Origin of the sequence: Schnuerera sp. xch1 (genome assembly GCF_019931165.1) — a bacterium.
Classification (GTDB): Bacteria; Bacillota; Clostridia; order Tissierellales; family Tepidimicrobiaceae; genus JAIOUP01.
In genome coordinates this window covers 57224-80231 of sequence record NZ_JAIOUP010000001.1, presented here as the reverse complement: position 1 = coordinate 80231, position 23008 = coordinate 57224, and the positions used below count along the sequence as shown (strand labels likewise).

Below are 23008 nucleotides of genomic sequence, written 5' to 3'. Positions count from 1 at the left end.
ATTTATTTTAACTGTCTCTTAACTACGGAAGGTACATTGTTTAAAGCTTCTTGTACCTTAGATAAATCTTTTCCCCCTGCTTGAGCCATATCTGGTCGGCCACCGCCTCTGCCTCCAGTTAATTTTGCTATCTCTTTTATAATATTTCCTGCATGAAGACCTCTTTTTACTAAATCTTTCGTAACCATCGATATAAAATAAAGTTTTCCATTATCTGTACTTGCTAAAACAATGACTCCTGAATTTAAATCATTTCTTATTCTATCTCCTAAATTTCTTAAATTATTTATATCCATATCATTAACTCTATATGCTATTACATTAATGCCATTTACATCTTGCACTTGATTCAATACTTCCTCTGCAATAGTTAAAGACATTTTAGATTTTAGAGATTCTATTTGTTTATCTTTTTCTTTAATTTCGTTTGTTATACTTTTGATTTTTTTAACAATACTTTTTCTGTCAGTTTTTAGAATATTAGATATATCGATAATGTTATATTCTAATTTATTTAAGTAATCATAGGCAGCCCTTCCTGTAATTGCCTCAATTCTTCTAATACCAGAAGCTATACTCGATTCACTTGTTATTTTAAATAAACCAATATTGCCCGTATTATCTATATGAGTGCCTCCACATAATTCTTTTGAATACTCTCCTATTTGTACTACTCTTACTATATCCTTATATTTATCTTCAAATAATCCAACTGCACCCATATATTCCGATTCTTTTAATGAAGTCTCTATAGTTCTTACTTCTATATTATCAAGAATCTTTTCATTTACTATATTTTGTACCATTTTCAATTCTTCATCTTTTAATGCCTCATAATGAGTGAAATCAAACCTTAATTTATCAGGTAATACTATGGACCCTGCCTGTTTAACGTGTTCTCCTAATACGTCCTTTAAAGCTCTATGCAACAAATGAGTAGCTGAATGATTTCTCATAATATCTCTTCTATTTTTTGAATCAACAATTGCATTAACTGTATCACCTACACTTAATTCGCCTGATTCCATCCTTACATAATGAACAATAGTTTCATCTTTTGTATATTGTGTGTCTATAACTTTGCCTTTAAAATCATCTTTTTTAATATAACCTATATCTCCTACTTGACCTCCTCTCTCAGCATAAAACGGAGTCTCTTTAAGAACTAATACACCTTCTTCGCCTTCTTCAATGTTATTAACAGGAGAACCCTCTACAGATATAGCTATTATTTTAGTTTTTAAAGATATAGTTTCATACCCCTTAAACTTAGTTTTAATCCCTTTAAACAAATCTATTGAACCATTATTTTTCCAACCAGAATCACTAAATTCTTCTCTAGCTTTTCTCGCTCTCTTTCTCTGTTTCTCCATATTAATATTAAACTCATTCTCATCAACAGTTAATCCCTTTTCTTCTAAAATTTCTTTAGTTAAATCTAAAGGAAATCCATAAGTATCATATAACTTAAACGCTTTTTCTCCATTTAAACATTTTTTATTATTTTTAACCATTTCTTCTATATATCCTTCTAAAATCTGAATCCCTTGATCAATAGTTTCTTGAAATTTTTCTTCTTCTGCATTGATTACATTCTTTAATTGAACTTCTCTTCTCTTCAACTCTGGATATTGAACTTTCCATGACTGAATAAAGGTTGAAACAACGTTTTGTAGAAAGGGCTTTTCTATACCTAATAATTTCCCATGTCTTGCTGCTCTTCTAATTAATCTCCTCAGAACATAGCCTCTACCTTCATTACTAGGCAATACTCCATCTGAAACTAAAAAAGTCATAGCTCTCACGTGATCGGTTATAACTCTAATAGATATATTAATTCTTGGATCAGTTCCATAGGATTTGCCAGAGATCTTTTCTACTTCTCGGAGTATCTTTCTAATTTCCTTAATTTCAAAAATATTTTTTGCATCTTCCATTATAACTGCAATTCTTTCAAGACCCATACCAGTATCGATGTTGGGATTTTCTAATGGGTGATACTTACCAAATTTATCTTTATCATATTGAGTAAACACCAAATTCCAAATTTCCATAAATCTATCACAATCACAGCCAGGTTTACAATTAAGTTTATTACAACCATATTCTTCTCCTCTGTCAACATAAATTTCTGAGCAAGGTCCACAAGGGCCTACTTCTAACTCCCAAAAGTTATCTTCTTTTCCTAAACGAACTATTTTTTCCGTATTCACACCTACAGACTTATTCCATATCTCAAATGCTTCATCATCATCCATATACACGGATACCCAAAGATTTTCTTCTGGTATCTCTAGAATTTTAGTTAAAAACTCCCATGACCATTGAATAGCTTCCTTCTTAAAATAATCTCCAAACGAAAAGTTCCCTAGCATTTCAAAGAAAGTAGCATGCCTATCAGTTAATCCTACATTTTCTATATCAGCAGTTCGAATACATTTTTGACAAGTAACAACTTTTTTGTTTGGAGGAACTTTTTCTCCAGTAAAATATGGTTTTAAAGGAGCCATCCCAGCATTTATTAATAATAAACTTCTGTCGTTTTTAGGTATCAAAGAAAAACTTGGTAAAATCATATGATTTTTCCCATTAAAAAATTTTAAAAATTCTTCTCTTATCTCGTGTAATCCCATGTTTTTCACTAATTTTCACCTCTTCATGCTATTTTTAAAAAAATTCGTCCCTCATCAAAGGGACGAGAATCCACGTTTATATCTATATTTGGATTATAATTTAATAAGATATTTTTGTCAACAAATGACATAATAAGAATTTTGTTATTTAATTAATTTTCTCTTTCTTATTCTATCCAAAAAATGTCCCAAAATTATTTTTAATACAGCGACTACAGGAATAGAAAGAACCATTCCCATAACCCCAAACATGCCTCCACCTATAATTAATGATAATAAAACCGTTATAGGATGGATACCTGTGCTGTCACCAATAATTTTCGGTGCTAATACATTATTTTCAACCCACTGAATTAATATAAATATTATAGCAACCCAAATTCCCTTCATTGTACTATTTAAAAAACCAAAAATTATTGCTGGCAAGAATCCTAAAAGTGGTCCAAAGTAAGGTATTATGTCAGCTATACCAGTCACTAAACCAATTAGTATAGCAAATTCAATGTCTAATACCAATAAAAATATGGTAGTTACAATTCCAACATAAAAAGCTAAAATTAATCTGCCACGAATAAATTGGCTTAAAGATCTATCTATTTCTAATAGCAATTCTTTAACATCTTGTCTTCTCCTTTTAGGGATTGTCAAATACAATCTTCTTACAAACTCATCTTTATCTCTTAGAAAATAGAAAGTAAGAATAGGTATTAGTATTAAACTTACAACTTTATTTACAACTTCTCCAACTCCGTCGAAAAGTTTGCGTATATTATTTACAACTATATCCTGTAAACTACTAATACCTTCCGGCAATAATTCTTCAATGCCTTGGAATATTGGTGGTATATTTCCCATATTAATAAAAGTCGTATAAATATCATTAAAAGTATTAATTATTTGTTCAAAATAAATTGGCAAATTAGCTAATAATCCTCTCAATTCTATTCCTATCCTCGGGATGAAAGAAATCAAAATAACAAGAATAATCCCTATAATTAAAATATATAAAAATAAAATCCCTAAACCTCTTGGTATATTATATTTTTCAAAATAATTAATCACTGGATTAAATATGTAAGCTAAAATTGCTGATATAACTATAACAAAAAGAGTATCAGATAGAATCTCATATCTTTGAGATAATAAATAAAAAAAATAGACAGAAACTATTATTATTAATATTGGTAGTACTCTTTTTTTAGTAATATGAATTTGTTTACTATTTTCTACATATTTATTACCAATATGTATTAAGTAATAAATAATCAAAATTAGTAGTATCGATATTAAAATTATTAAATTTCTAATTAAAACAGAAGATTCTAAATTCATAATACTTGTCTCCATTTTTATTATTTGATAGGCAGCCAACGCTGCCTACTACCATAATGAATTCATTGCATTCATTAAAGTTGACTTTGCTCTTTTTGCTGTCCTCATGATCTTTCTTTTATTCATAGATCTCATTTTAGTTCCAACAAGTACACCTAAAGAAATACCTAACATGCTTCCCATCAATGCCCCATTCCTAAATCTATTATTATTCAATTATATCCTCTCCTTTATTATTATATTAATTATCTTTTCACTTAATTTATTTTTAATTCTATACATTTTTTTGTAGGGATTGATATTTATGCTAATTTAAAATAAGATTACTATTAGGTACATAAATATAAGCTTTTTTAATGTCAATATTATCTAAGAGAGGAATATAATTTCTACCCTTTAATAAATCTTCAAATAATCCTTCTGTGATTATAAATCCATTTACAGTACCATCTTTCTTATTAAGAACAACATCTTTAACAAAGCCTATACATTCATCATTTTCGGTCCTAATTTCTTTGTCAATAAATTTACATCCTTCATTATCATCTTCAATATCACTTTCTAATCTTTCTTTAAATGCTTTTATACTATTCAAATATAAAGCTTGATTTTTATTTGAAAATCTAATGTCATTATATTGAATTAAAGCTTTGTTTCTAATAAGGTTATTATTCTTAATTATTAAATATTTAATTTTTCTATAATCATCAGATAGAATAATATCTTCTATTTTTCCTATAGTTTCTTTTGTATTTTTATCGATTATTTTTAAAGTTATCAACTGTTTATATCTTATCATAAAATATCCCTCTTTCATTTTCTCTTAATATATTTTTCCTTATCTTTAATATAAATATCCATTTCAATAAATTAAAATAAAAATGTCAGAGAGGAATATATAAATTTATATATATAATTTATTGATGTTCATGAACATCTTCATTAGGATTAAAATCTTCCAACCCTTCAATTTGAATATTATTTTTTCTTGAGTAATCCAATAAAGCAGACTTGATAGCCTGCTCTGCTAGCACAGAACAATGCATTTTTACTGGTGGTAGCCCATCTAATGCTTCTGCAACAGCCTTATTTGTTACTTTCATTGCCTCATCTATTGATTTACCTTTAATAATTTCAGTAGCCATACTAGAAGAAGCTATAGCAGAACCACAACCAAAAGTTTTAAATTTAACATCTATAATAATTCCATCTTCAATCTTTAAATACATCTTCATTATATCCCCACATCGTGGATTCCCTACTTCTCCTATGCCATCGGCATCCTCTATTTCTCCAACATTTCTTGGATTTTTAAAATGATCCATAACTTTTTCTGAATACATCTATTTGCCCTCCTTAATCTTCTCATATAAAGGTGACATAGCTCTTAACCTAGCTACAATCTCTATAAGTTTCTCCACTACAAAATCAACTTCCTCTTCAGTATTAAAATCTCCTAAAGATAATCTTAATGAACCATGAGCTATTTCATGTGGTAAACCTATAGCTAATAGTACATGAGATGGTTCTAATGACCCTGAGGTACACGCTGAACCGCTAGAAGCAGCAATTCCTTCCATATCCAAGCTTAATAGCAAAGATTCACCCTCTATAAATTCAAAACATACATTTACGTTTCCTGGTAATCTATTAATTGGATGCCCATTTAATCTTACATAATCAATGTTCTTTAAGATTTTATCTATTAATTTATCTCTTAATTTAATCAATCTTGCATTATTTTCATTTAAATTCTCATAAGCTAATTCTATAGCTTTAGCCATTCCTACAATACTAGGCAAGTTTTCTGTGCCAGCTCTTCTGTTTCCTTCCTGGGCACCACCTGAAATTAGAGGATCGATTTTAACTCCTTGTCTAATATAAAGAGCTCCTATACCTTTTGGTCCATAAAATTTATGAGCAGACATAGACAACAAATCAATATTTAATTCATTAACATCTATTTCTATATGTCCTACTGCTTGGACAGCATCAGTATGAAAATATACTCCCTTTTCTTTTGCAATTCTACTAACTTCTTCAATTGGTTGTATAGTCCCTATTTCGTTATTTGCAAACATAATGGAAATTAATATCGTCTTGTCAGTAATAGCTTCTTTTAATTGATCTAAATCAATAAGTCCATATTCATCTACATCTAGATATGTTATATCAAATCCTTGTTTTTTTAAATACTCGCATGTATGAAGAATACCATGATGTTCAATTTTACTAGTTATAATATGGTTACCTTTATCTTTATTTGCAAAAGCTACTCCTTTTAATGCCCAGTTATCAGATTCTGAACCGCCTGCTGTAAAGAATATCTCTTTAGTTTTAGCATTTAATACTTTAGCAATTTTCTCTCTTGATATTTCAACTGCATTTTTTGATTGGCTTCCTAAAGAATATATACTCGATGGATTGCCATATTTAATATTAAAATATGGTAACATCTCATCTAAAACTTCTTGTTTTACTGGAGTTGTAGCAGAGTTGTCCATATAAATATATTTTCCCATAACAAATCCTCCTAAACTTTTAACTTTTCTTTATCCATTTTAACTTGTTCATCAAGCATATCTTGTAATGATATAGAGTCAATAACATTATTTATGCTATCTTTTATTTGCATCCAAACTAATTTTGTGACACAAACTTCTTCTTTTTCACAAATAACATTATGATCAACTACACAATCAGCTGGTGCCATATCACCTTCAAGTACTCTAAGTATATCACCAACAGTAATATCCTTTGGTGATTTAGCTAACATATAGCCACCTTGTGCTCCTCGTACACTATTTAAAAAACCTTCTCTTCTTAAAGTAGAAACTAATTGCTCTAAATAGTTCTCAGAGAGACCCTGTTTATCAGCAATAGTATTTAATGGTATTGGGCCTTCTCCATAATGAAGAGCTAATTGATACATGGCTTTCAATCCATATCTTCCTCTAGTAGAAAGCTTCATTATAAACACCTCTTTAATTCCAACTAAATCGCTTGGTATTCTTACATTAGTATATAATACCCTACCATTTTTGTCAACATTCCAATAATAATTTGTTTCTATTCTTTAATAAAATAAAAAAATGCTTCGTACGAAGCATTTTTTTATTTTATTAATTGATTATACTTTTTAATTACCTATTCTTTCTATGTATTTGGTTCTTGAAACTTTGGTGGGAAAAAATCTGGAAATGGTAAATAATCAAAATTATCATAAACATCTTCCGAATTAAATTCATCACAAGATTCTGGTGGAGGACAATATCCAAATGTAGGCACTAATAATTGTACTTTACCAACTACCTTAACTATTATAAATGCGCCTGCTGCAAAAGTTAATGTATCGTCAATTAATATTGTTTGACCTAATATTTGTGAACTTGTTTCTACTACTATTTTAAATTCAAATTCATCTCTTGCATCTGGAATATAAAGTACAATATCATTTAATATATCTGGTAAAAATTTTTTAATAACTTTTCCACTTTCTGCTGTTATCTCATAAGGTATTCTTAGTGTAAATCTTACTCTTCTAAAATTTGGTGTATCGTCAATGTCTGTTATAACTAATGTATTAGGAACGATAAATCCAGGTTTGAATTTTACTTGGCGAAAATTTTTTTCATCTAAATCTACCTCTACATGAGGAAAACATTCTCTCTGTTGGCAACTTGCAAATACTTTATCAACTACTAAACAATCTGCATCTAGGGTTTCCAATATTTCTCCTAAGTTTTCAATCTTAAAATCATTCATTGTTTTACCTCCTTATGTTTTTAATAATAATTCAATTTTCTATTACATATTATGAAATAAGAATATAATTGTGCAATTTTTTTATTATTATAGGAGGTCATTTAATGAATAAATTTGCAAAGTTTAATTACCTAGTTATTAATTCCAAAGAAGAACCAATCCTATTTCAATTGAGTAATCAGGGAAACCTTAAATATATTTTTCTAAACAAATTCTATAAACCTATAAAAACTTCTAAATTATTTAAATATAATGTATTAAAATATTCTGCTTCAATAGATAAAATTGATAAAATTCACTTAATTACATTGATGAAATCTGGAGAACTTAATTACTCAGTTTATGAAAATGATAGTTGGACTAATACAACAATATCACAATTTGATTTCCACTCAAAGATATATAGTAACATAAGTGTTTTAGTAAATGATAATAATATCAATATCATTTACGGCTATGCTAACTTGAATAACTCTAAACTTTGGACCATTTGCCATATAGTAGGTAATAATGAAAATTGGGATCAGCATAATGTAATAAAATTTGCTACAGATAGAACATCCATACCATTTGTAGTTGATATTGATTCTTCAAATTCTATTCAATTACTATATCGTTCTATCAAGGGTAATGTTCCTCAAATCTACCATATATTTTACAATCCTTATACTAAAAAATGGAACTCTACCCCTCAAAAAGTAACTCTTACTTATACAAATAAACTATTACCATATATATTCGTAGATACTAAGGATAATATTCATGCTTTATGGTTAGAAGAAATAAGTAAAAATTACATATTAAAATATAGTAGATTAAGCTCAACGGGAGACAATAAATATATTTGGACCCAAATAAAAATTCCATATATTCCTAATTGTAATGATCTTCCGATAATCTTCGAAGATAATGGTACACTAAAAATAATATATTCTAAAACTAATAGTATTGGTTATATATATTCATCAGATTATGGAGGCACTTGGTTTGAAGGAGAAGCTTTAGAAAATAAATGTTTAGATATTAACTGTATAAAAATCTCAAATTTAATGCTAAAGTCTAAAAACATAAAAATAAATGACATATACTGTTCTTTAAATGAAAGTTTAAATTTCTTTTTCTTAGACAGTATACAAACTGAGAATTTAATATCATCTAATATTATTTTTTCAGATATCCAAAATAACTCTAATTATCCTATCTCAGAAGAAAAAATTGATCTAGATAAAATATTTAAATCCCAAGAAGAAATTAAGGATATACTATATAAAAATCTAGATCTTCAAAATGATATAAATAAAAAAGTACAATATATGTTAAAAATACTAGAAACAAAAAAAAGTTCATTATTAGATAAATTCTTTAAATAGTTAATTTTTGTATAGTTCTTTTTCCATCTTTTCTTTCAATTAAATAAATTTTTTCTACTTTAACTCCTATTTTTTCTGTTTCCTCTTTTAGGATATCTAAATACTTTAAATTATTGAATTTAATAGAATAACTGCATCCAGCTTTTATTTCACAAGGTGTGGATACAAGCTGGAAATTTTTATACCCTGATTTTTCTAAAAAAGATAATGTATAAACTGCTATATTTTTTGATGTAAATACACAAATATAATATTTATAATTCAATCTCACAATATTCACTCCCTTTCATATTATAAACATATTCTCTTATAAAGATAGAAGTTACGCGTTTTTATAAAATATTTAGTATATATTAAATAAATTTTATGTTGTTATGGTGTATAATGTTACAAATTTATCTTTAAGAATAATAAAAATAAATAAACCTCTGTCAAATTTATTTGACAAAGGTTTACACTATGAATTCTGTAAATAAACTCTGCTACCCTTTCCCAAAATTAATCTATTTCTCTTTTTCAATCCATTTTCATTACTAACTGTTGAACATTCTCCTAAAATGGAATAATCAATAGTATTTTGGACTGCTAATATAGTACATCGATCTAAAATAATGGAACTTTCAATATTTGTTTTGTTTATTTTTACTTCATTCCCTATTGATGTATACGGTCCTATATATGAGTTTTTAATAATAGTATTTTCTCCAATAATTACCGGGCCTCTCACTATACTATTATATATGACTGAACCCTTTCTAAGAGTTACTTTCCCAGAAATATGAGAATTTACTATCTCTCCCACTATGGATTCATCAATAAAATTCAGTCTATATATATTTTCTTCAATCACATTCATAGGGCTTCCTACATCTCGCCAATTTCCTTTAAGTATTTCATATCCTATATCATACCCATTAAATAAAAGCCATTTAATAGCATCAGTAATCTCATATTCTCCACCGTTAGATGGTTGAATTTCTCTAGAAGCTCTAAATATACTATTATCAAAAGCATATAATCCTGTTATAGCTAGGTTGCTAAAAGCTATTTTGGGCTTCTCCTCTAAATTTATTATTTTATTATTTCCAATATAAGCTATGCCGTACTTTTCTGGACTGTCTACTTCTTTTAATAGAATTTTACAATTTTGTTCCTTGTTCATAAAGTCTTCTATAAAACTCTTTAAATTTGAATTAAAAGAATTATCTCCTAATACTGCTATAAATTTTTCTTCATTAATAAATTCCTCGCAAAATAAAAGACTATGGGCTATGCCTTTAGGATTATCTTGAATAATGTATTCAAAGTCATTTGTAAAATATTGATTTAAAACTCTTTGAAATTTTACTTTATTGTTATTATTTATCACAATTGCTATTTCATCTATACCTGAATCTAAAAGTAGTTCTATGATGTAAACAATTAATGGTTTATTGGCTATTGGAATCAATTGCTTCGGAATTGTATAAGTAATAGGTTGTAGCCTCGTACCTTTTCCACCACAAAGAATTATACTTTTCAATTAAAAAATACCTCCTCTAAACTACTCCTCATACATTATATTTATCTAAAAAATTTCGATATATGCTAATCATTTTAGGTTTTATTATACAAGATAGTAATCCTATCATCTCTTAACATTAGATTTAGTCATACAAAAATACACCTCAAAAGTTAAACTTATTGTCTAACTTTAAGGTGTATTTCATGAAAGTCTACTTTTCTCAATTTATATACTAAATTCCTAATTTAATTTTTAGTTTTTCTAACATATCCTTTGTCATAGAATCTAAGTCAAATTCTGGTTTCCAACCCCATTCTTCTCTTGCGGCAGTATCATCTAATGAGTTAGGCCATGAATCTGCTATAGACTGTCTTACTGGATCTACATCATAATCCAATTCAAATTCCGGTATCTCTTTCTTGATTGATGCAGCAATCTCTTCTGGATCAAAGCTCATTGCAGTAACATTAAATGCATTTCTATGAATAAGTTTTGATGGATCAGCTTCTAGAAGCTGTGTTATCGCATTCAAAGCATCTGGCATATACATCATATCCATTTTAGTTCCTTTATCAATAAAACTTGTGTATTTCTTATTTTTTAATGCATCATAATATATATGTACTGCATAGTCTGTAGTACCACCACCTGGTAAAGTTTTATAAGATATTAACCCAGGGAAACGAACTCCTCTAGTGTCGACGCCAAATTTATGATAGTAATAATCGCATAGCAATTCTCCAGCTACTTTTGTAACTCCATACATAGTATTTGGCCTTTGAATTGTATCCTGTGGTGTACTATCTTTTGGTGTAGAATCGCCAAAAACAGCTATAGAGCTTGGTGTAAATACAGAACAGCCTTCTTCTCTTGCTACCTCTAATATATTGTAAAGTCCATTCATGTTTACATTCCAAGCCTGTGCAGGTTTTTGCTCTCCTACAGCAGATAATAGTGCAGCAAGGTGAACAATAGTATCTACTTTGTGTTTTTTTACAGCGTCTGCAATTTGTTTGCTATCAGTAACATTAACGATTTCAAAAGCTCCCGACTCCATAAGCTCTTCATGTCCTTCTTTAGCTCTCCTACTACTAGCTATTACATTTTCAGCACCATAAATATCTCTTAAATTCATAGTTAATTCTGAACCAATTTGACCTAATGCACCAGTAACTAAGATTTTTCTCATTTGATACACCTCCACTAATTTTAAATCGGTTGTTCAATATCATTATATCATATTAGTAATAAAAAAATAATTTTCTTTAAAAATATAATCATATTTCTTAAACAATTTATCCCTAAATTCAACCCTGAGATAGGATTGCTTTAGCAAATACTCTATTAATATAACCAGTATTATCTATAATTATTTTAAACTTATTACAAAATTTCTTCTAGCAGCTTTGCTATACGAATTCGTATAGCAAAGCTGTACTTCATATTCATCTATTTTACAACTATATTATATATTTTCCCGATTATAAATATCTCTTTTACTATCTGTTTCCCCTCTATATATTTCATTATATTCTTATTTTCTTTTACCTTATCTCTTGCTATGTCTTGAGTATCATCTATACTTACAACAATAGTACCTCTAACCTTTCCATTAACTTGAACCGGCATATCTATAACTTCATCTTTAGCTTTATCTTCGTCGTATTGAGGCCATTGACTTTCATTCAACATACCTTTTAGTCCAATAATTTCCCATAACTCCTCTGTTATATGAGGTGCCACTGGATTCAACAATATCAAATATGTTTTAAAATCAGCATAAGTTATCTTACCAAAATCATTAAAATCATTTAATAGTGTCATTAATGCTGCAATAGCTGTATTAAACTTTAAGGATTCATAATCTTCGCTTACCTTTTTAATGGTCTTTTGAATATTTGTCTCTAGTTTTTTTGTATACTTATCTCCAGGCACTACAATATTTTGTAGTCTCCACACTCTTTCTAAAAATCTTCTACATCCTTTAACACCATTTTCAGACCAAGGAACACTCTTTTCAAAATCCCCTATAAACATCTCATATGTCCTTAAGGTATCTGCACCATATTCTTCAACAATATCATCAGGATTAACCACATTCCCTCTTGATTTAGACATTTTTTCATTGTTCTCACCTAAAATCATGCCATGGGAAGTTCTTTTACTATATGGTTCCTTTGTAGGTACTACTCCTATGTCATATAAAAATTTATGCCAAAACCTTGAATATAATAAATGCAATGTAGTATGTTCCATTCCTCCATTATACCAATCTACAGGCAACCAATAATCAAGATCTTCTTTAGTAACGATTCCTTTACTATTATGAGGATCTATATATCTTAAGAAATACCAAGAAGAACCTGCCCATTGAGGCATTGTATCTGTTTCTCTTCTAGCTTTTCTCCCACATTTCGGGCATGAAGTTTCTACCCATTCAGTAATATTAGCCAAAGGTGATTCTCCATTTTCAGTTGGCTCATAATTTTCAACTTCAGGCAATTTTACAGGTAATTCATCTTCAGGCACAGGAACCCATCCACATTCTTCACAATAGATCAATGGTATAGGTTCACCCCAATATCTTTGTCTAGAAAATACCCAATCTCTTAATTTGTAATTGGTTGTTCTTTTCCCTAATCCTTTTGTCTCTAGCCACTTGCTTATTTTTTCCTTTGCCACGTCTACTTCTAGTCCATTTATTAATTCAGAATTAACCAATATTCCTGATTCAGTATCAGTAAAAGCTTCTTTTTCAACATTTCCACCCTTAACTACTTCTACTATAGGTAAATTGAACTTTTTAGCAAATTCCCAGTCTCTACTATCATGAGCAGGTACGGCCATTATAGCACCTGTTCCATAACTCATCAATACATAGTCAGAAATCCAAATAGGTATTTCATTTTGTGAAACTGGATTAATTGCTTTTAATCCCTTAATTTCTACACCAGTTTTTTCTTTTGAAAGTTCAGTTCTTTCAAAATCAGATTTCTTGCTAACGTATTTTTGATATTTTCTTATTTCATCCATATTTATAATCAACTCTTTATACTTTTCAATCAAAGGATGTTCTGCAGCAACAACCATATATGTGGCTCCATATAATGTGTCCGGTCGAGTAGTAAACACTTTCAATTCCTCATCTTTTCCAGCTATTCTAAAATCTACTTCCATTCCTTTAGAGCGCCCTATCCAATTTTTCTGTTGTATTTTTATTTTATCTAGATAATCTACCGAATCCAAATCATCAATCAATCTATCAGCATACTCAGTAATTTTTAACATCCACTGATTTTTAACCTTTCTTACAACTTCTCCCCCACAACGTTCACAAGTACCTCCTACTACTTCTTCATTTGCAAGGCCAATTTTACAAGAGGTACACCAGTTAATAGGAATTTCTTGTTTATAAGCTAATCCATTTTCAAACAATTTCAAAAATATCCACTGTGTCCATTTATAATAATCAGGGTCTGTAGTATTTATTTCTTTAGACCAATCAAAAGAAAAACCGATAGACTTTAATTGGCTTTTAAATCTTGCAACATTCTTTTTAGTAACTTCTTTTGGATGGATTTTATGCTTAATTGCATAGTTTTCAGTAGGCAATCCAAAAGCATCCCAACCAATTGGGAATAACACATTATATCCCTCAAGTCTTCTTTTTCTCGAAACAATATCTAATGCTGTATAAGGTCTTGGATGTCCAACATGTAACCCTTGCCCTGATGGATAAGGAAATTCAATTAAAGCATAAAACTTATCTTTTAATTTATCGTTACTAGTTTCAAAAACTTTTTTCTGTTCCCAAATATTTTGCCACTTTTCTTCAATTTCATTTGGTCTATATTCTTTCACTTTTTCTCCTCCTTAATTTTCTATAAAATAAAACCTTTCGTCAAAATAGAGACGAAAGGTAATTTCCGCGGTACCACCCTAATTGATAGAATAATCTATCCTCTTAAAATAATAACGGCATTTAACCGGTTAAAGCTACTAGACTTCACTTTGACAACTTAAGAACGAGTTCAGCTTTGATTATACTGTTTTCCACCATCCAACAGCTCTCTAAAATTAATCTTCAAGCTTACTACTTTCTATCATAGTTTTTATCTAATTTTATCATGTATTATAGCAGATATAACAAATTAAATCAAGGAATTAATGGATTAACTACTAAATTTTATCCTAACTTTCATTAAAATTCTGCAGATTTTACTGTTCTTGGGAAAGGGATTATGTCTCTAATATTATTCATACCTGTTAAATACATTATTGCTCTTTCAAAGCCTAATCCGAAACCTGCATGTTTCGTTCCACCATATTTTCTTAATTCCAAGTACCACCAGTAATCTTTTTTATCCATTCCCATTTCTTCAATCCTTCTTTCCAAAATATCCAATCTTTCTTCCCTCTGACTCCCTCCTATTATCTCACCAACCCCTGGAACAAGTAGATCCATAGCCGCTACAGTTTTCTCATCATTATTTAAACGCATATAAAATGCTTTAATATCTTTAGGGTAATCTACTACAAATACAGGCTTTTTAAATACCTTTTCGGAGATATATCTTTCATGTTCAGTTTGTAAATCTATACCCCATTCTACAGGATATTCAAACTTTTCTTTTGACTTCTTGAGAATATCAACTGCTTCTGTATACGTGATACAACCAAAATCTGAATTCACGATGTTTTCTAATCTCTTTATTAGACTTTTATCTATAAAAGAATTGAAAAATTTCATCTCCTCTTCTGCATTTTCCATTACATATTTAATAATATATTTCATCATATCCTCCGCGAGGTTTCTATCATCAGTTAAATCAGCAAAAGCTATCTCTGGTTCTATCATCCAAAATTCTGCTGCATGTCTTGGGGTATTGGAGTTTTCTGCCCTAAATGTAGGACCAAAAGTATAGACATTTTTAAAAGCTAAAGCAAACGCTTCTGCTTCTAGTTGTCCACTTACTGTTAAATTAGTTTCCTTTCCAAAAAAATCTTTAGAATAATCTATTTTATTTTCATCAGTCAAAGGTACATTTGTAAAATCAAGAGTTGTAACATTAAACATCTCTCCTGCACCTTCAGCATCACTGCCAGTTATAATTGGAGTATGAACATAAATAAAATCCCTTTCTTGAAAGAATTTATGGATAGCATAAGCAATTAAAGATCTAACTCTAAACACTGCATTAAAAGTATTGCTCCTTGGCCTTAAATGTGCAATACTCCTTAAATATTCAAAGGTGTGTCTTTTTTTCTGTAAAGGATAATCCTTATTAGAATTAGCTTCCAATTTAATTTCTTCTGCATGAATCTCAAAAGGTTGCTTTGCTCCATTAGTTTCCACTAATTTTCCTCTTACTTCAATTGCACTGCTGATAGAAAATTTCTCGACTTCTTTAAAGTTTTCTAACCTCTCATCAAAAACTATTTGTAAATTGGTAAAGAAAGTACCATCATTAACCTCTATAAAACCTAACTTTTTTGATGATCTTAATGTTCTAATCCATCCTTGAACTATAATTTCTTTATTTAAAAATTGGTCTGGGTTTTTAAAAATCTCTTTTATTATTACTTTCATATATAACACTCCTCTCTTATTGATTACAAAAATAAAAAATCCTTCATCCCCAAGGGACGAAAGATCGCGGTACCACCCTAATTGCTAAAATAGCCACTTAATTACACATTTTATGTATTTCATATATAACGGTATGATTCCGTCTAAGCCTACTTTTTAAAAATTTCGGTTAGAAACTCAAGGATGTTCTTCAATATAAGTTTCGTATCAGGTTCCCACTGTTCCCGACTCCCTTAGACTACATCTTATATCTACTCTTCCTATCACTGTTCATATGAGCTTTATAATATTATAATTAGTTCAATCCCTTTTGTCAAATAATTTATATAGATGTTCTTTTATTCTTTTTTCATATCCATTTTCTGTTGGTTCATAATACTTAACATCTTTAAATTCGTAAGGTAAATATAGTTGTTTTATATATGCATTTTCATAATCATGAGGATACCTATATCCTTTTCCATATCCTAAATTTGCCGCTCCTTTATATGAAGCATCTTTTAAATGAGTAGGTACTTTGCCAATAGCTTTATTTTTAATATCATCCAAGGCCTTATTTATGCCAACATAAGCTGCATTACTCTTTGGTGCACAGGCAATATAAGTAGCTGCTTGTGCTAATATTATTCTACCTTCGGGCATACCTATTACATTGACAGCATTGAAAGCTGATACAGCAATATTTAAAGCCTGAGGATCAGCATTACCCACATCCTCTGAAGCACAAATTATTATTCTTCTAGCAATAAACTTAGGATCTTCACCTGCATTTATCATCTTCGCTAACCAATATAGTGTAGCATTTGGGTCTGAACCTCTCATACTTTTTATAAAAGCGGAAATAGTATCGTAATGTTCATCTCCACCTTTATCATATTTTGCAGCTTTCACCAGTATGGATTCTTTTATTGTGTCCAAATCTATGTTAATTATACTTTCATCGTCCTTAGGCGTCGATAACACAGCTATCTCTAATGAGTTTAACGCCACTCTTCCGTCTCCATTGGATATTGTTATCAAATAATCAATAGCTTCCTTACTTATATTGACTTTATATTTTCCTAAACCTCTACTTTTATCTTCTAAAGCCTTTTTAATCAATTTTAATATACCATCTCTTGAAAGAGAATATAAAGGTATTACCATCATTCTGGATAATAAAGCTTTATTTACTTCAAAGTATGGATTTTCTGTGGTCGCTCCAATTAATATAATAATCCCTCTTTCCACAAAAGGAAGCAATGCATCCTGTTGGGACTTGTTAAATCTATGAATTTCGTCTATAAAAAGAATAGTTCTTTTATTATAAAGTTTTAAATTTTCTTCAGCCTTATTGATTACTTCTCTTATATCCTTTACTCCTGAAGTTACTGCTGATAGCTTTTCAAAATTTCTATTAGTCGAGTTAGCTATTATCATAGCTAAAGTTGTCTTTCCAGTTCCTGGTGGCCCGTATAATATCATAGAATTAATTCTATCTGCTTTTATAGCTCTATTTAAGAATTTTCCATCAGCTAATATATGAGACTGCCCAACAAATTCACTTATTGTTCTTGGTCTCATCCTATCTGCCAAAGGAGCTTCTTCTTTTAATTGATTTTCCATGTTTAAAGTAAATAAATCCATTATTTTCACCTATTCGTTAATTGAATTGCCATTATACATTATAATATAATAAATAATATATGTAGTCAATTAGCATAGTAAAATAGGAGACCAAAAGTCTCCTCTACGTAATATCTTTTTTAACATATTCAGATGTCATAACTCTTAGAATTCCTGAATAGGTTAGTTTAAATTTCAACTTATCACCAATTTTGTAGTTAATTTTACTATCAGTGCCATCTAGTATTATATGGTCACTGCTACCACCTAATATTGTAATACCCTCATCTACTGGAATTATACCATCAAGTTCAATATCTTGTTTTCCTATAGCACAAATTATTCTCTTTCTAATACCTTTGTCAATAAAATTAGGTACTTTTCCAAAAGCATCTTTCCCAATTTCACCTACTGGTAGAGAAGGCTTCTCTTTTATCTCAATTACCTCGACTGATAATTGAAAAGCATCATCATAAGTATTTTGTATTCTATTACCATAAGCTGTTTCAAAACCTAGTACTAAAGATTCTCCTAATCTTAACATATTAATATCTTCTATTTTTTTATCATTTAACAAGAGATGTAGGCTGCTAGAATTTCCTCCAGATATAATCTGTAAATCTATATTATATCTTTCTTCTATGGTCCTAGTTATATTAACTAGTCTCCCTAGGTTATCTTCACTTGGAATTACTCCACCATAACATGTTAAATTGGTTCCTATCCCAATTAGTTCTATTGTTTTTAATTCCAAAATCTCTTCTACTGCTTTATAAATATCTTTTTCATTAAAATATCCTTCTCTTAAATCACCTAAGTCAATCATCAATATAACCTTATGAAGTTTACCTCTTTTATTAGCTTCTTTAGCCAATGCAATCATAGTATCTAATTCAGAATTAAGTGATATATCTGCATATTTTACTACATTTTCTACTTCACTTATCATAGGTAATCTCAATAATATTTTCGGTAATTTAAAATCTTTTAATTTAATCAAGTTCTCTATTCTTGAATCGGCTAGGTAACTTATTCCCCCTCTTATATAAGCTTTCGCAATCTCAGGGTTTCCACAAAAAACTTTTGTAACTCCTGCAACTTTTATTCCATTTTTCCCGCATAAGTCAACTAGTTCTTTCACATTATGTTCTAATTTCTTTAAGTCAACTCTAACTTTAGGATATTTCATGGCTAACCTTCTTTCTTTGACATATACTTAATAATATTGTTATGGACGTCCAACAGACGTCCATATTTATTCTTATTTTAATTGTTATTCAAGACTATTCTTCAATAATCTTAAAGCTTCATCTGGATACTGTTTTGACATCACTCCAAGAGAAGCCATTATATAGTCATTATCTACAAGAATTTTAGCTTCTTTACTCGGAATTAGTTCATTCTCTTTACCACTTAAGACAATTTCTTTCATAATATCTATTCTATTTGGTAATCTAGTTAGTGCTCCTCCAGTTCCAACTATATATTTAGCTTTAGTCAAATCTTTACCTTCTGCTAAAGTTTTTTTACCCCCTGGTCCATACAGATGTCTTAAATGTCCTGCATGTCTTTTCACTGCAGCAATAACTGCATGGACTGTCAACTTTTCCGTAAATGCAATATCTAGTTGTGTTTTGGGTATTGGTTTATGATTCTTCATTATATCATCTAATTCTTCTAAAGAAATATCTAATTTTTTTGCTAGCTCATCTTGTCCTATTAAATTAACAATATTTTTCATATTTACATATACGCCTAAATCACCTTCTACCGTTCTCTTGGCTAAAGGTTCAGGATTTATTAAAATTCTAGATATTTCTTCACTACCCTCAGTTACAGAATGAACATCTGTAGTTGCTCCCCCAACGTCTAATGTAACTAAATCGCCCATATCCTCATATAACAGCTTTGTTGCTTCCATAACAGCGCCTGGAGTTGGCATTATAGGACCAGTTACCATATGTCGAACTTTTTTCATACCTGGAGCATGAATTATATGTTTCTCAAATACATGTTGTATTATTTTCCTAGTTGGTTCAATATTTAACTCATCTATTTTAGGATATACATTTTCAACTATATATAGTTCTGACTTTTTATCTTTGAACAATTCTTTAACTTCATTGTGATTTTCCACGTTTCCAGCATATATAACTGGTATACTTAAATCTAACTGGGCAATTAATTCCGCATTATATAAAGCAGTATCTCTCTCTCCATAATCCACTCCACCAGCGATAAGTATAATATTAGGGTTAATTTCTTTAATCCTTTTTACATCAGAATCTCTTAATTTACCTGATGTTATATTTTTTATATTAGCACCTGCTCCCAATGCTGCTTCTTTAGCAGCTTTGACAGTCATATCATATACAAGTCCATGCACAGTCATTCTTAGGCCACCTGCAGCACTGCTAGTAGCTATAAGCTCATCATACTCAATTTCATCTGTATTTAAATTATTAGTAAGATCATCAATAGCATCTTTAAGACCAATATTTACATCCCCTTGATATACAGAAGTAGGAGCTTGCCCTTGTCCTAAAAACCTTGTACAGGGATTTAAATCAAAGGCATTTACTACAGTAGTTGTACTACCAATTTCAGCAACTAATATATTAATTTTCATTTTTTATCTCTCTTCTTCTCTTTACTAAGAATGTGGCTACTTGATCACCATTAGAGCCTCTTCCAAATCCTACATCCATACCATTTTTAACTGCTAATTCATTAGAAACTTGAGTTCCACCAGCTATAAGAATTATGTTATCTCTAATCCCTTTCTCAATGCATAGATCATTTAATTTTTTCATGTTTTTATAATGAATATCATCGTGACTGATTATAGTTGAAGCAAGAATAGCATCTGCATTGATTTCAATAGCAGCATCTACCAACTTCTCTAGCGGAACTGATGTTCCTAGATAATTAGGCTCTATTCCATATTTCTCAATACCTCCATGCTTTATGTCAATAATTTCTCTTAATCCAACTGAATGTTCATCTTCTCCAACTGTACCTGCTACAATTTTCATTGGATTTTTATCAATATCAGCTCTAATTTCATCTTCAGTCAATATTTCAGGTTTTGGTGGGATAGTTAGTTCATCAATGTCTATTGCGAAGTTTACTCTACCCTTTAATTCTATCCTAGTTCCTTCAGCTTCTTGCATTATCTCTTTATGAATTACTTCACAATCCTCTAATCCTAACTTCTTGCCAATTTCTAATGCAGCAAATTCAGCAGTTCTCTCCTCAACAGGCAAGAAAAAAGTTGTTAATATAATGCCATCTCCTAGCCATTCCATCTCTGGCTTGATCTTTGATGTATTTCTTAATTCTTTTGTTTCTTCTAATCTTAAATAAACATTATCGTTTTCGTCTAATTCATCAATATATATAATTCTATCTGGATCTTCAAATGTAGAACCACCAATCAATTTAGAAGGATTATGCACAGCAGATTTATCATATTGAGCCACATTATTGTATCCAAAATGAGCAGTTACTGGAGCCATATAACTTTCTTCTCTCTCATAAACTGTTCCTTCTCCTACACCACCTTCTATTTTCCTTACTATTCCATCACCATTTCTCTCTGGATAGTATCCAGAATCAACAAAAAATCCTTGCTCTACTGCATTAAAATATCCACCAACTTCTAGTATCTCTTCCATGAAAAGAACAGCTCTCTCCTTTAATTCTCTAACCTTATCAGCTAATTCTCCTTCATTTCTCTTGATTTCTACCATTTCATTCAATCCATCCATACCTGCAAAAGCTTGTTTCGCTGTATCTACAGCTTCAACATTATAAATATGCCATGGTACATTTCTTCCTTCATCAGGTGTAATAGTAGATTGGATCTCTGCGCGTGTTAATTGGGAAATAAGTAAATTTAATACATGAGTAACAGTAGCTTCCCTTGTTGATGATTCCATGTATTTAGTATTCATCTGAGCTCTCATCTTATATTCAGTAAATAGCTCTCTTAGCGCAACAGCATAAGGCAAATCCAGTCTCATACTTGGTGCTGGTGGTGCGGTCGGTGGCACTGTAGAAAGACATATATTTTCTTTTTTCATGCCAACTTTTACAGAAAATATAGCATTAAGAGCATGTTGTACCATCAATTCAGGCATTACTTTCCATGCTTCCCTGGCAGTAGCATTAGCATTATGTGCTCCATCTATCTGAGCAATATTTGCCCAGCTCATCACTCTTTTAGCACAAGCTGCGTCTACAAAAGATCTTACCATATTTATATTTCTATATAATACATTATATTGAGGATCTTGGTGAGCACCATTCACACCCTCTTCTGCAAACATAACTGCTATTTCCGGTCCAGCTACCCCTGATACATAAGAGTGATAATTAATTGGCCTTCCTACTTCATCTTCAATTATATCTAACGCTTTCCTTTGTGCTCTTACCTGTTTTCTAGTAATAGGTATTCCACCTATACCTTGAGGAGTACCTTCTATTAATCCATCATAATGGCTTTGGCCAGCGGTTCTAATTACCATTAAATGATCTGCACCATGCCAAGCGGCCATTCTCATACGTCTAATATCATCTTCAAATCTACCTGATGCAATTTCTGTAGTTATAACTGACTTTGACTGAGGATCAATGCTACCAAAATATTTTGCTGCTGGTAAAGGTTGGCTATTTTCTAATGACTCTGAGGTATCGTAATATTCAAATTGTCCAATCTGTCTGTTCTCGTTTGTACCTTTTCTCCAAGTCCAACCTCTTCTTCTGGGTCTATATTTATCCAAATCCTTCAATATATTTTCAATATCTAGTTTTTCATTTGGTTTTAAATCCATTATCTCTCACCTCCTTGAAATATGGATAACACTTCATCCCACAATTCTCCATCTACTAACTTTAATCCTGTTTCTCTTATATCCATATTTTTATCTTTAGCTAATCTATATACTATATGACCCGCTCCTTTTCCAAGTAATCCTCTATCTATGGCTCCATTGACAATTGCTGCTGCTTCTAAACTTGAAAATCCCATTCTAAGCAAGACCGATCTTTCTATAGAAGGAGAAGTGTTTTTTTCTGCTAATTCAACTAAAGGATCAACAATTTTTTCAGCCAATTCCCAGAATCTTCGCTCTAATTCCTCTTCACTTAGATTGGCCAGATGCTTTCTTCTTTCATTGAAATCATCTTTTCTCTTCATCTTCCTTCC

General features: G+C 30.2%; 19 protein-coding genes and 2 other annotated features. Of the genes, 1 reads left to right on the top strand and 18 read right to left on the bottom strand.

The window, feature by feature from the left end; all coding sequences use genetic code 11:
• Positions 1–2 precede the first annotated feature (2 nt).
• From alaS to K8M07_RS00370, 8 genes are all read right to left on the bottom strand, one after another.
• Positions 3–2642: an alanine--tRNA ligase gene (alaS, locus tag K8M07_RS00405; protein ID WP_223375815.1), complete on the bottom strand. Its 2640-nt coding sequence runs from the start codon at positions 2640–2642 to the stop codon at positions 3–5.
• Between the two features lie 135 nt (positions 2643–2777).
• On the bottom strand, positions 2778–3965 hold the full coding sequence (locus K8M07_RS00400) for an AI-2E family transporter (protein ID WP_223375814.1): 1188 nt from the start codon (positions 3963–3965) through the stop codon (positions 2778–2780).
• Positions 3966–4013: 48 nt separating this feature from the next.
• Positions 4014–4181, bottom strand: coding sequence for a hypothetical protein (locus tag K8M07_RS00395; protein WP_223375813.1), 168 nt, complete (start codon positions 4179–4181; stop codon positions 4014–4016).
• Between the two features lie 91 nt (positions 4182–4272).
• Positions 4273–4764 carry a PRC-barrel domain-containing protein gene (locus tag K8M07_RS00390; RefSeq protein ID WP_223375812.1) on the bottom strand — a complete coding sequence of 164 codons (492 nt, stop codon included), beginning with the start codon at positions 4762–4764 and terminating at the stop codon, positions 4273–4275.
• 118 nt (positions 4765–4882) lie between these two features.
• Positions 4883–5308, bottom strand: coding sequence for a Fe-S cluster assembly scaffold protein NifU (nifU, locus tag K8M07_RS00385; RefSeq protein WP_223375811.1), 426 nt, complete (start codon positions 5306–5308; stop codon positions 4883–4885).
• Positions 5309–6487 carry a cysteine desulfurase NifS gene (gene nifS, locus K8M07_RS00380; RefSeq protein WP_223375810.1) on the bottom strand — a complete coding sequence of 393 codons (1179 nt, stop codon included), beginning with the start codon at positions 6485–6487 and terminating at the stop codon, positions 5309–5311. It lies immediately after the preceding gene.
• Between the two features lie 11 nt (positions 6488–6498).
• Positions 6499–6936 carry an RrF2 family transcriptional regulator gene (locus K8M07_RS00375; RefSeq protein WP_223375809.1) on the bottom strand — a complete coding sequence of 146 codons (438 nt, stop codon included), beginning with the start codon at positions 6934–6936 and terminating at the stop codon, positions 6499–6501.
• Between the two features lie 185 nt (positions 6937–7121).
• A complete protein-coding gene (locus K8M07_RS00370; protein WP_223375808.1) occupies positions 7122–7730 on the bottom strand; it encodes a hypothetical protein in 609 nt (202 codons plus the stop codon).
• A 104-nt stretch (positions 7731–7834) separates the two neighbouring features.
• Between K8M07_RS00370 and K8M07_RS00365 the strand changes: the two genes are divergently transcribed.
• Positions 7835–9100 (top strand): hypothetical protein, encoded by a 1266-nt coding sequence (locus K8M07_RS00365; protein WP_223375807.1) that lies wholly within the window; start codon positions 7835–7837, stop codon positions 9098–9100.
• Here K8M07_RS00365 and K8M07_RS00360 read toward each other — a convergent pair.
• From K8M07_RS00360 to K8M07_RS00315, 10 genes are all read right to left on the bottom strand, one after another.
• Positions 9093–9371 (bottom strand): DUF3343 domain-containing protein, encoded by a 279-nt coding sequence (locus K8M07_RS00360; RefSeq protein ID WP_223375806.1) that lies wholly within the window; start codon positions 9369–9371, stop codon positions 9093–9095. The two genes, K8M07_RS00365 and K8M07_RS00360, sit on opposite strands and share 8 nt — an antisense overlap.
• 186 nt (positions 9372–9557) lie before the next feature.
• A complete protein-coding gene (locus K8M07_RS00355) occupies positions 9558–10622 on the bottom strand; it encodes a glucose-1-phosphate thymidylyltransferase (RefSeq protein ID WP_223375805.1) in 1065 nt (354 codons plus the stop codon).
• 214 nt (positions 10623–10836) lie between these two features.
• Positions 10837–11793: an L-threonine 3-dehydrogenase gene (locus K8M07_RS00350; RefSeq protein ID WP_223375804.1), complete on the bottom strand. Its 957-nt coding sequence runs from the start codon at positions 11791–11793 to the stop codon at positions 10837–10839.
• A gap of 260 nt (positions 11794–12053) precedes the next feature.
• Positions 12054–14465, bottom strand: a complete 2412-nt coding sequence (gene leuS, locus K8M07_RS00345; RefSeq protein ID WP_223375803.1) for a leucine--tRNA ligase — start codon at positions 14463–14465, stop codon at positions 12054–12056.
• A gap of 44 nt (positions 14466–14509) precedes the next feature.
• Positions 14510–14720, bottom strand: a binding site (T-box leader).
• 85 nt (positions 14721–14805) lie between these two features.
• Entirely contained in the window at positions 14806–16194 is a 1389-nt protein-coding gene (asnS, locus tag K8M07_RS00340; protein WP_223375802.1) for an asparagine--tRNA ligase, read from the bottom strand.
• 49 nt (positions 16195–16243) lie between these two features.
• Positions 16244–16470: a binding site (T-box leader), on the bottom strand.
• 24 nt (positions 16471–16494) lie between these two features.
• Complete coding sequence (locus K8M07_RS00335; RefSeq protein ID WP_223375801.1) at positions 16495–17820, bottom strand: replication-associated recombination protein A; 1326 nt, start codon at positions 17818–17820, stop codon at positions 16495–16497.
• Positions 17821–17923: 103 nt separating this feature from the next.
• A complete protein-coding gene (orr, locus tag K8M07_RS00330) occupies positions 17924–18988 on the bottom strand; it encodes an ornithine racemase Orr (protein WP_223375800.1) in 1065 nt (354 codons plus the stop codon).
• Between the two features lie 84 nt (positions 18989–19072).
• Positions 19073–20428 (bottom strand): GlmL-related ornithine degradation protein, encoded by a 1356-nt coding sequence (locus tag K8M07_RS00325; protein WP_223375799.1) that lies wholly within the window; start codon positions 20426–20428, stop codon positions 19073–19075.
• The gene (gene oraE / locus K8M07_RS00320; RefSeq protein WP_223375798.1) at positions 20418–22634 is read right to left on the bottom strand and encodes a D-ornithine 4,5-aminomutase subunit OraE; all 2217 of its coding nucleotides are present in this window, start codon (positions 22632–22634) and stop codon (positions 20418–20420) included. The genes K8M07_RS00325 and oraE overlap by 11 nt, the downstream gene beginning before the upstream one ends.
• Entirely contained in the window at positions 22634–22999 is a 366-nt protein-coding gene (locus tag K8M07_RS00315) for an ornithine aminomutase subunit alpha (RefSeq protein WP_223375797.1), read from the bottom strand. The genes oraE and K8M07_RS00315 overlap by 1 nt, the downstream gene beginning before the upstream one ends.
• Between the last annotated feature and the right edge of the window lie 9 nt (positions 23000–23008).

What these genes read in the sequence shown, in the direction of transcription:
- oraE (WP_223375798.1), bottom strand. Translation starts at nt 22,634, where the DNA reads ATGGATTTAAAACCAAATGAAAAACTAGATATTGAAAATATATTGAAG.
- asnS (WP_223375802.1), bottom strand. Translation starts at nt 16,194, where the DNA reads ATGAAAGTAATAATAAAAGAGATTTTTAAAAACCCAGACCAATTTTTA.
- K8M07_RS00315 (WP_223375797.1), bottom strand. Translation starts at nt 22,999, where the DNA reads ATGAAGAGAAAAGATGATTTCAATGAAAGAAGAAAGCATCTGGCCAAT.
- nifS (WP_223375810.1), bottom strand. Translation starts at nt 6,487, where the DNA reads ATGGGAAAATATATTTATATGGACAACTCTGCTACAACTCCAGTAAAA.
- K8M07_RS00365 (WP_223375807.1), top strand. Translation starts at nt 7,835, where the DNA reads ATGAATAAATTTGCAAAGTTTAATTACCTAGTTATTAATTCCAAAGAA.
- K8M07_RS00335 (WP_223375801.1), bottom strand. Translation starts at nt 17,820, where the DNA reads ATGGATTTATTTACTTTAAACATGGAAAATCAATTAAAAGAAGAAGCT.
- K8M07_RS00370 (WP_223375808.1), bottom strand. Translation starts at nt 7,730, where the DNA reads ATGAATGATTTTAAGATTGAAAACTTAGGAGAAATATTGGAAACCCTA.
- K8M07_RS00390 (WP_223375812.1), bottom strand. Translation starts at nt 4,764, where the DNA reads ATGATAAGATATAAACAGTTGATAACTTTAAAAATAATCGATAAAAAT.
- K8M07_RS00375 (WP_223375809.1), bottom strand. Translation starts at nt 6,936, where the DNA reads ATGAAGCTTTCTACTAGAGGAAGATATGGATTGAAAGCCATGTATCAA.
- K8M07_RS00325 (WP_223375799.1), bottom strand. Translation starts at nt 20,428, where the DNA reads ATGAAAATTAATATATTAGTTGCTGAAATTGGTAGTACAACTACTGTA.
- K8M07_RS00400 (WP_223375814.1), bottom strand. Translation starts at nt 3,965, where the DNA reads ATGAATTTAGAATCTTCTGTTTTAATTAGAAATTTAATAATTTTAATA.
- K8M07_RS00350 (WP_223375804.1), bottom strand. Translation starts at nt 11,793, where the DNA reads ATGAGAAAAATCTTAGTTACTGGTGCATTAGGTCAAATTGGTTCAGAA.
- nifU (WP_223375811.1), bottom strand. Translation starts at nt 5,308, where the DNA reads ATGTATTCAGAAAAAGTTATGGATCATTTTAAAAATCCAAGAAATGTT.
- orr (WP_223375800.1), bottom strand. Translation starts at nt 18,988, where the DNA reads ATGAAATATCCTAAAGTTAGAGTTGACTTAAAGAAATTAGAACATAAT.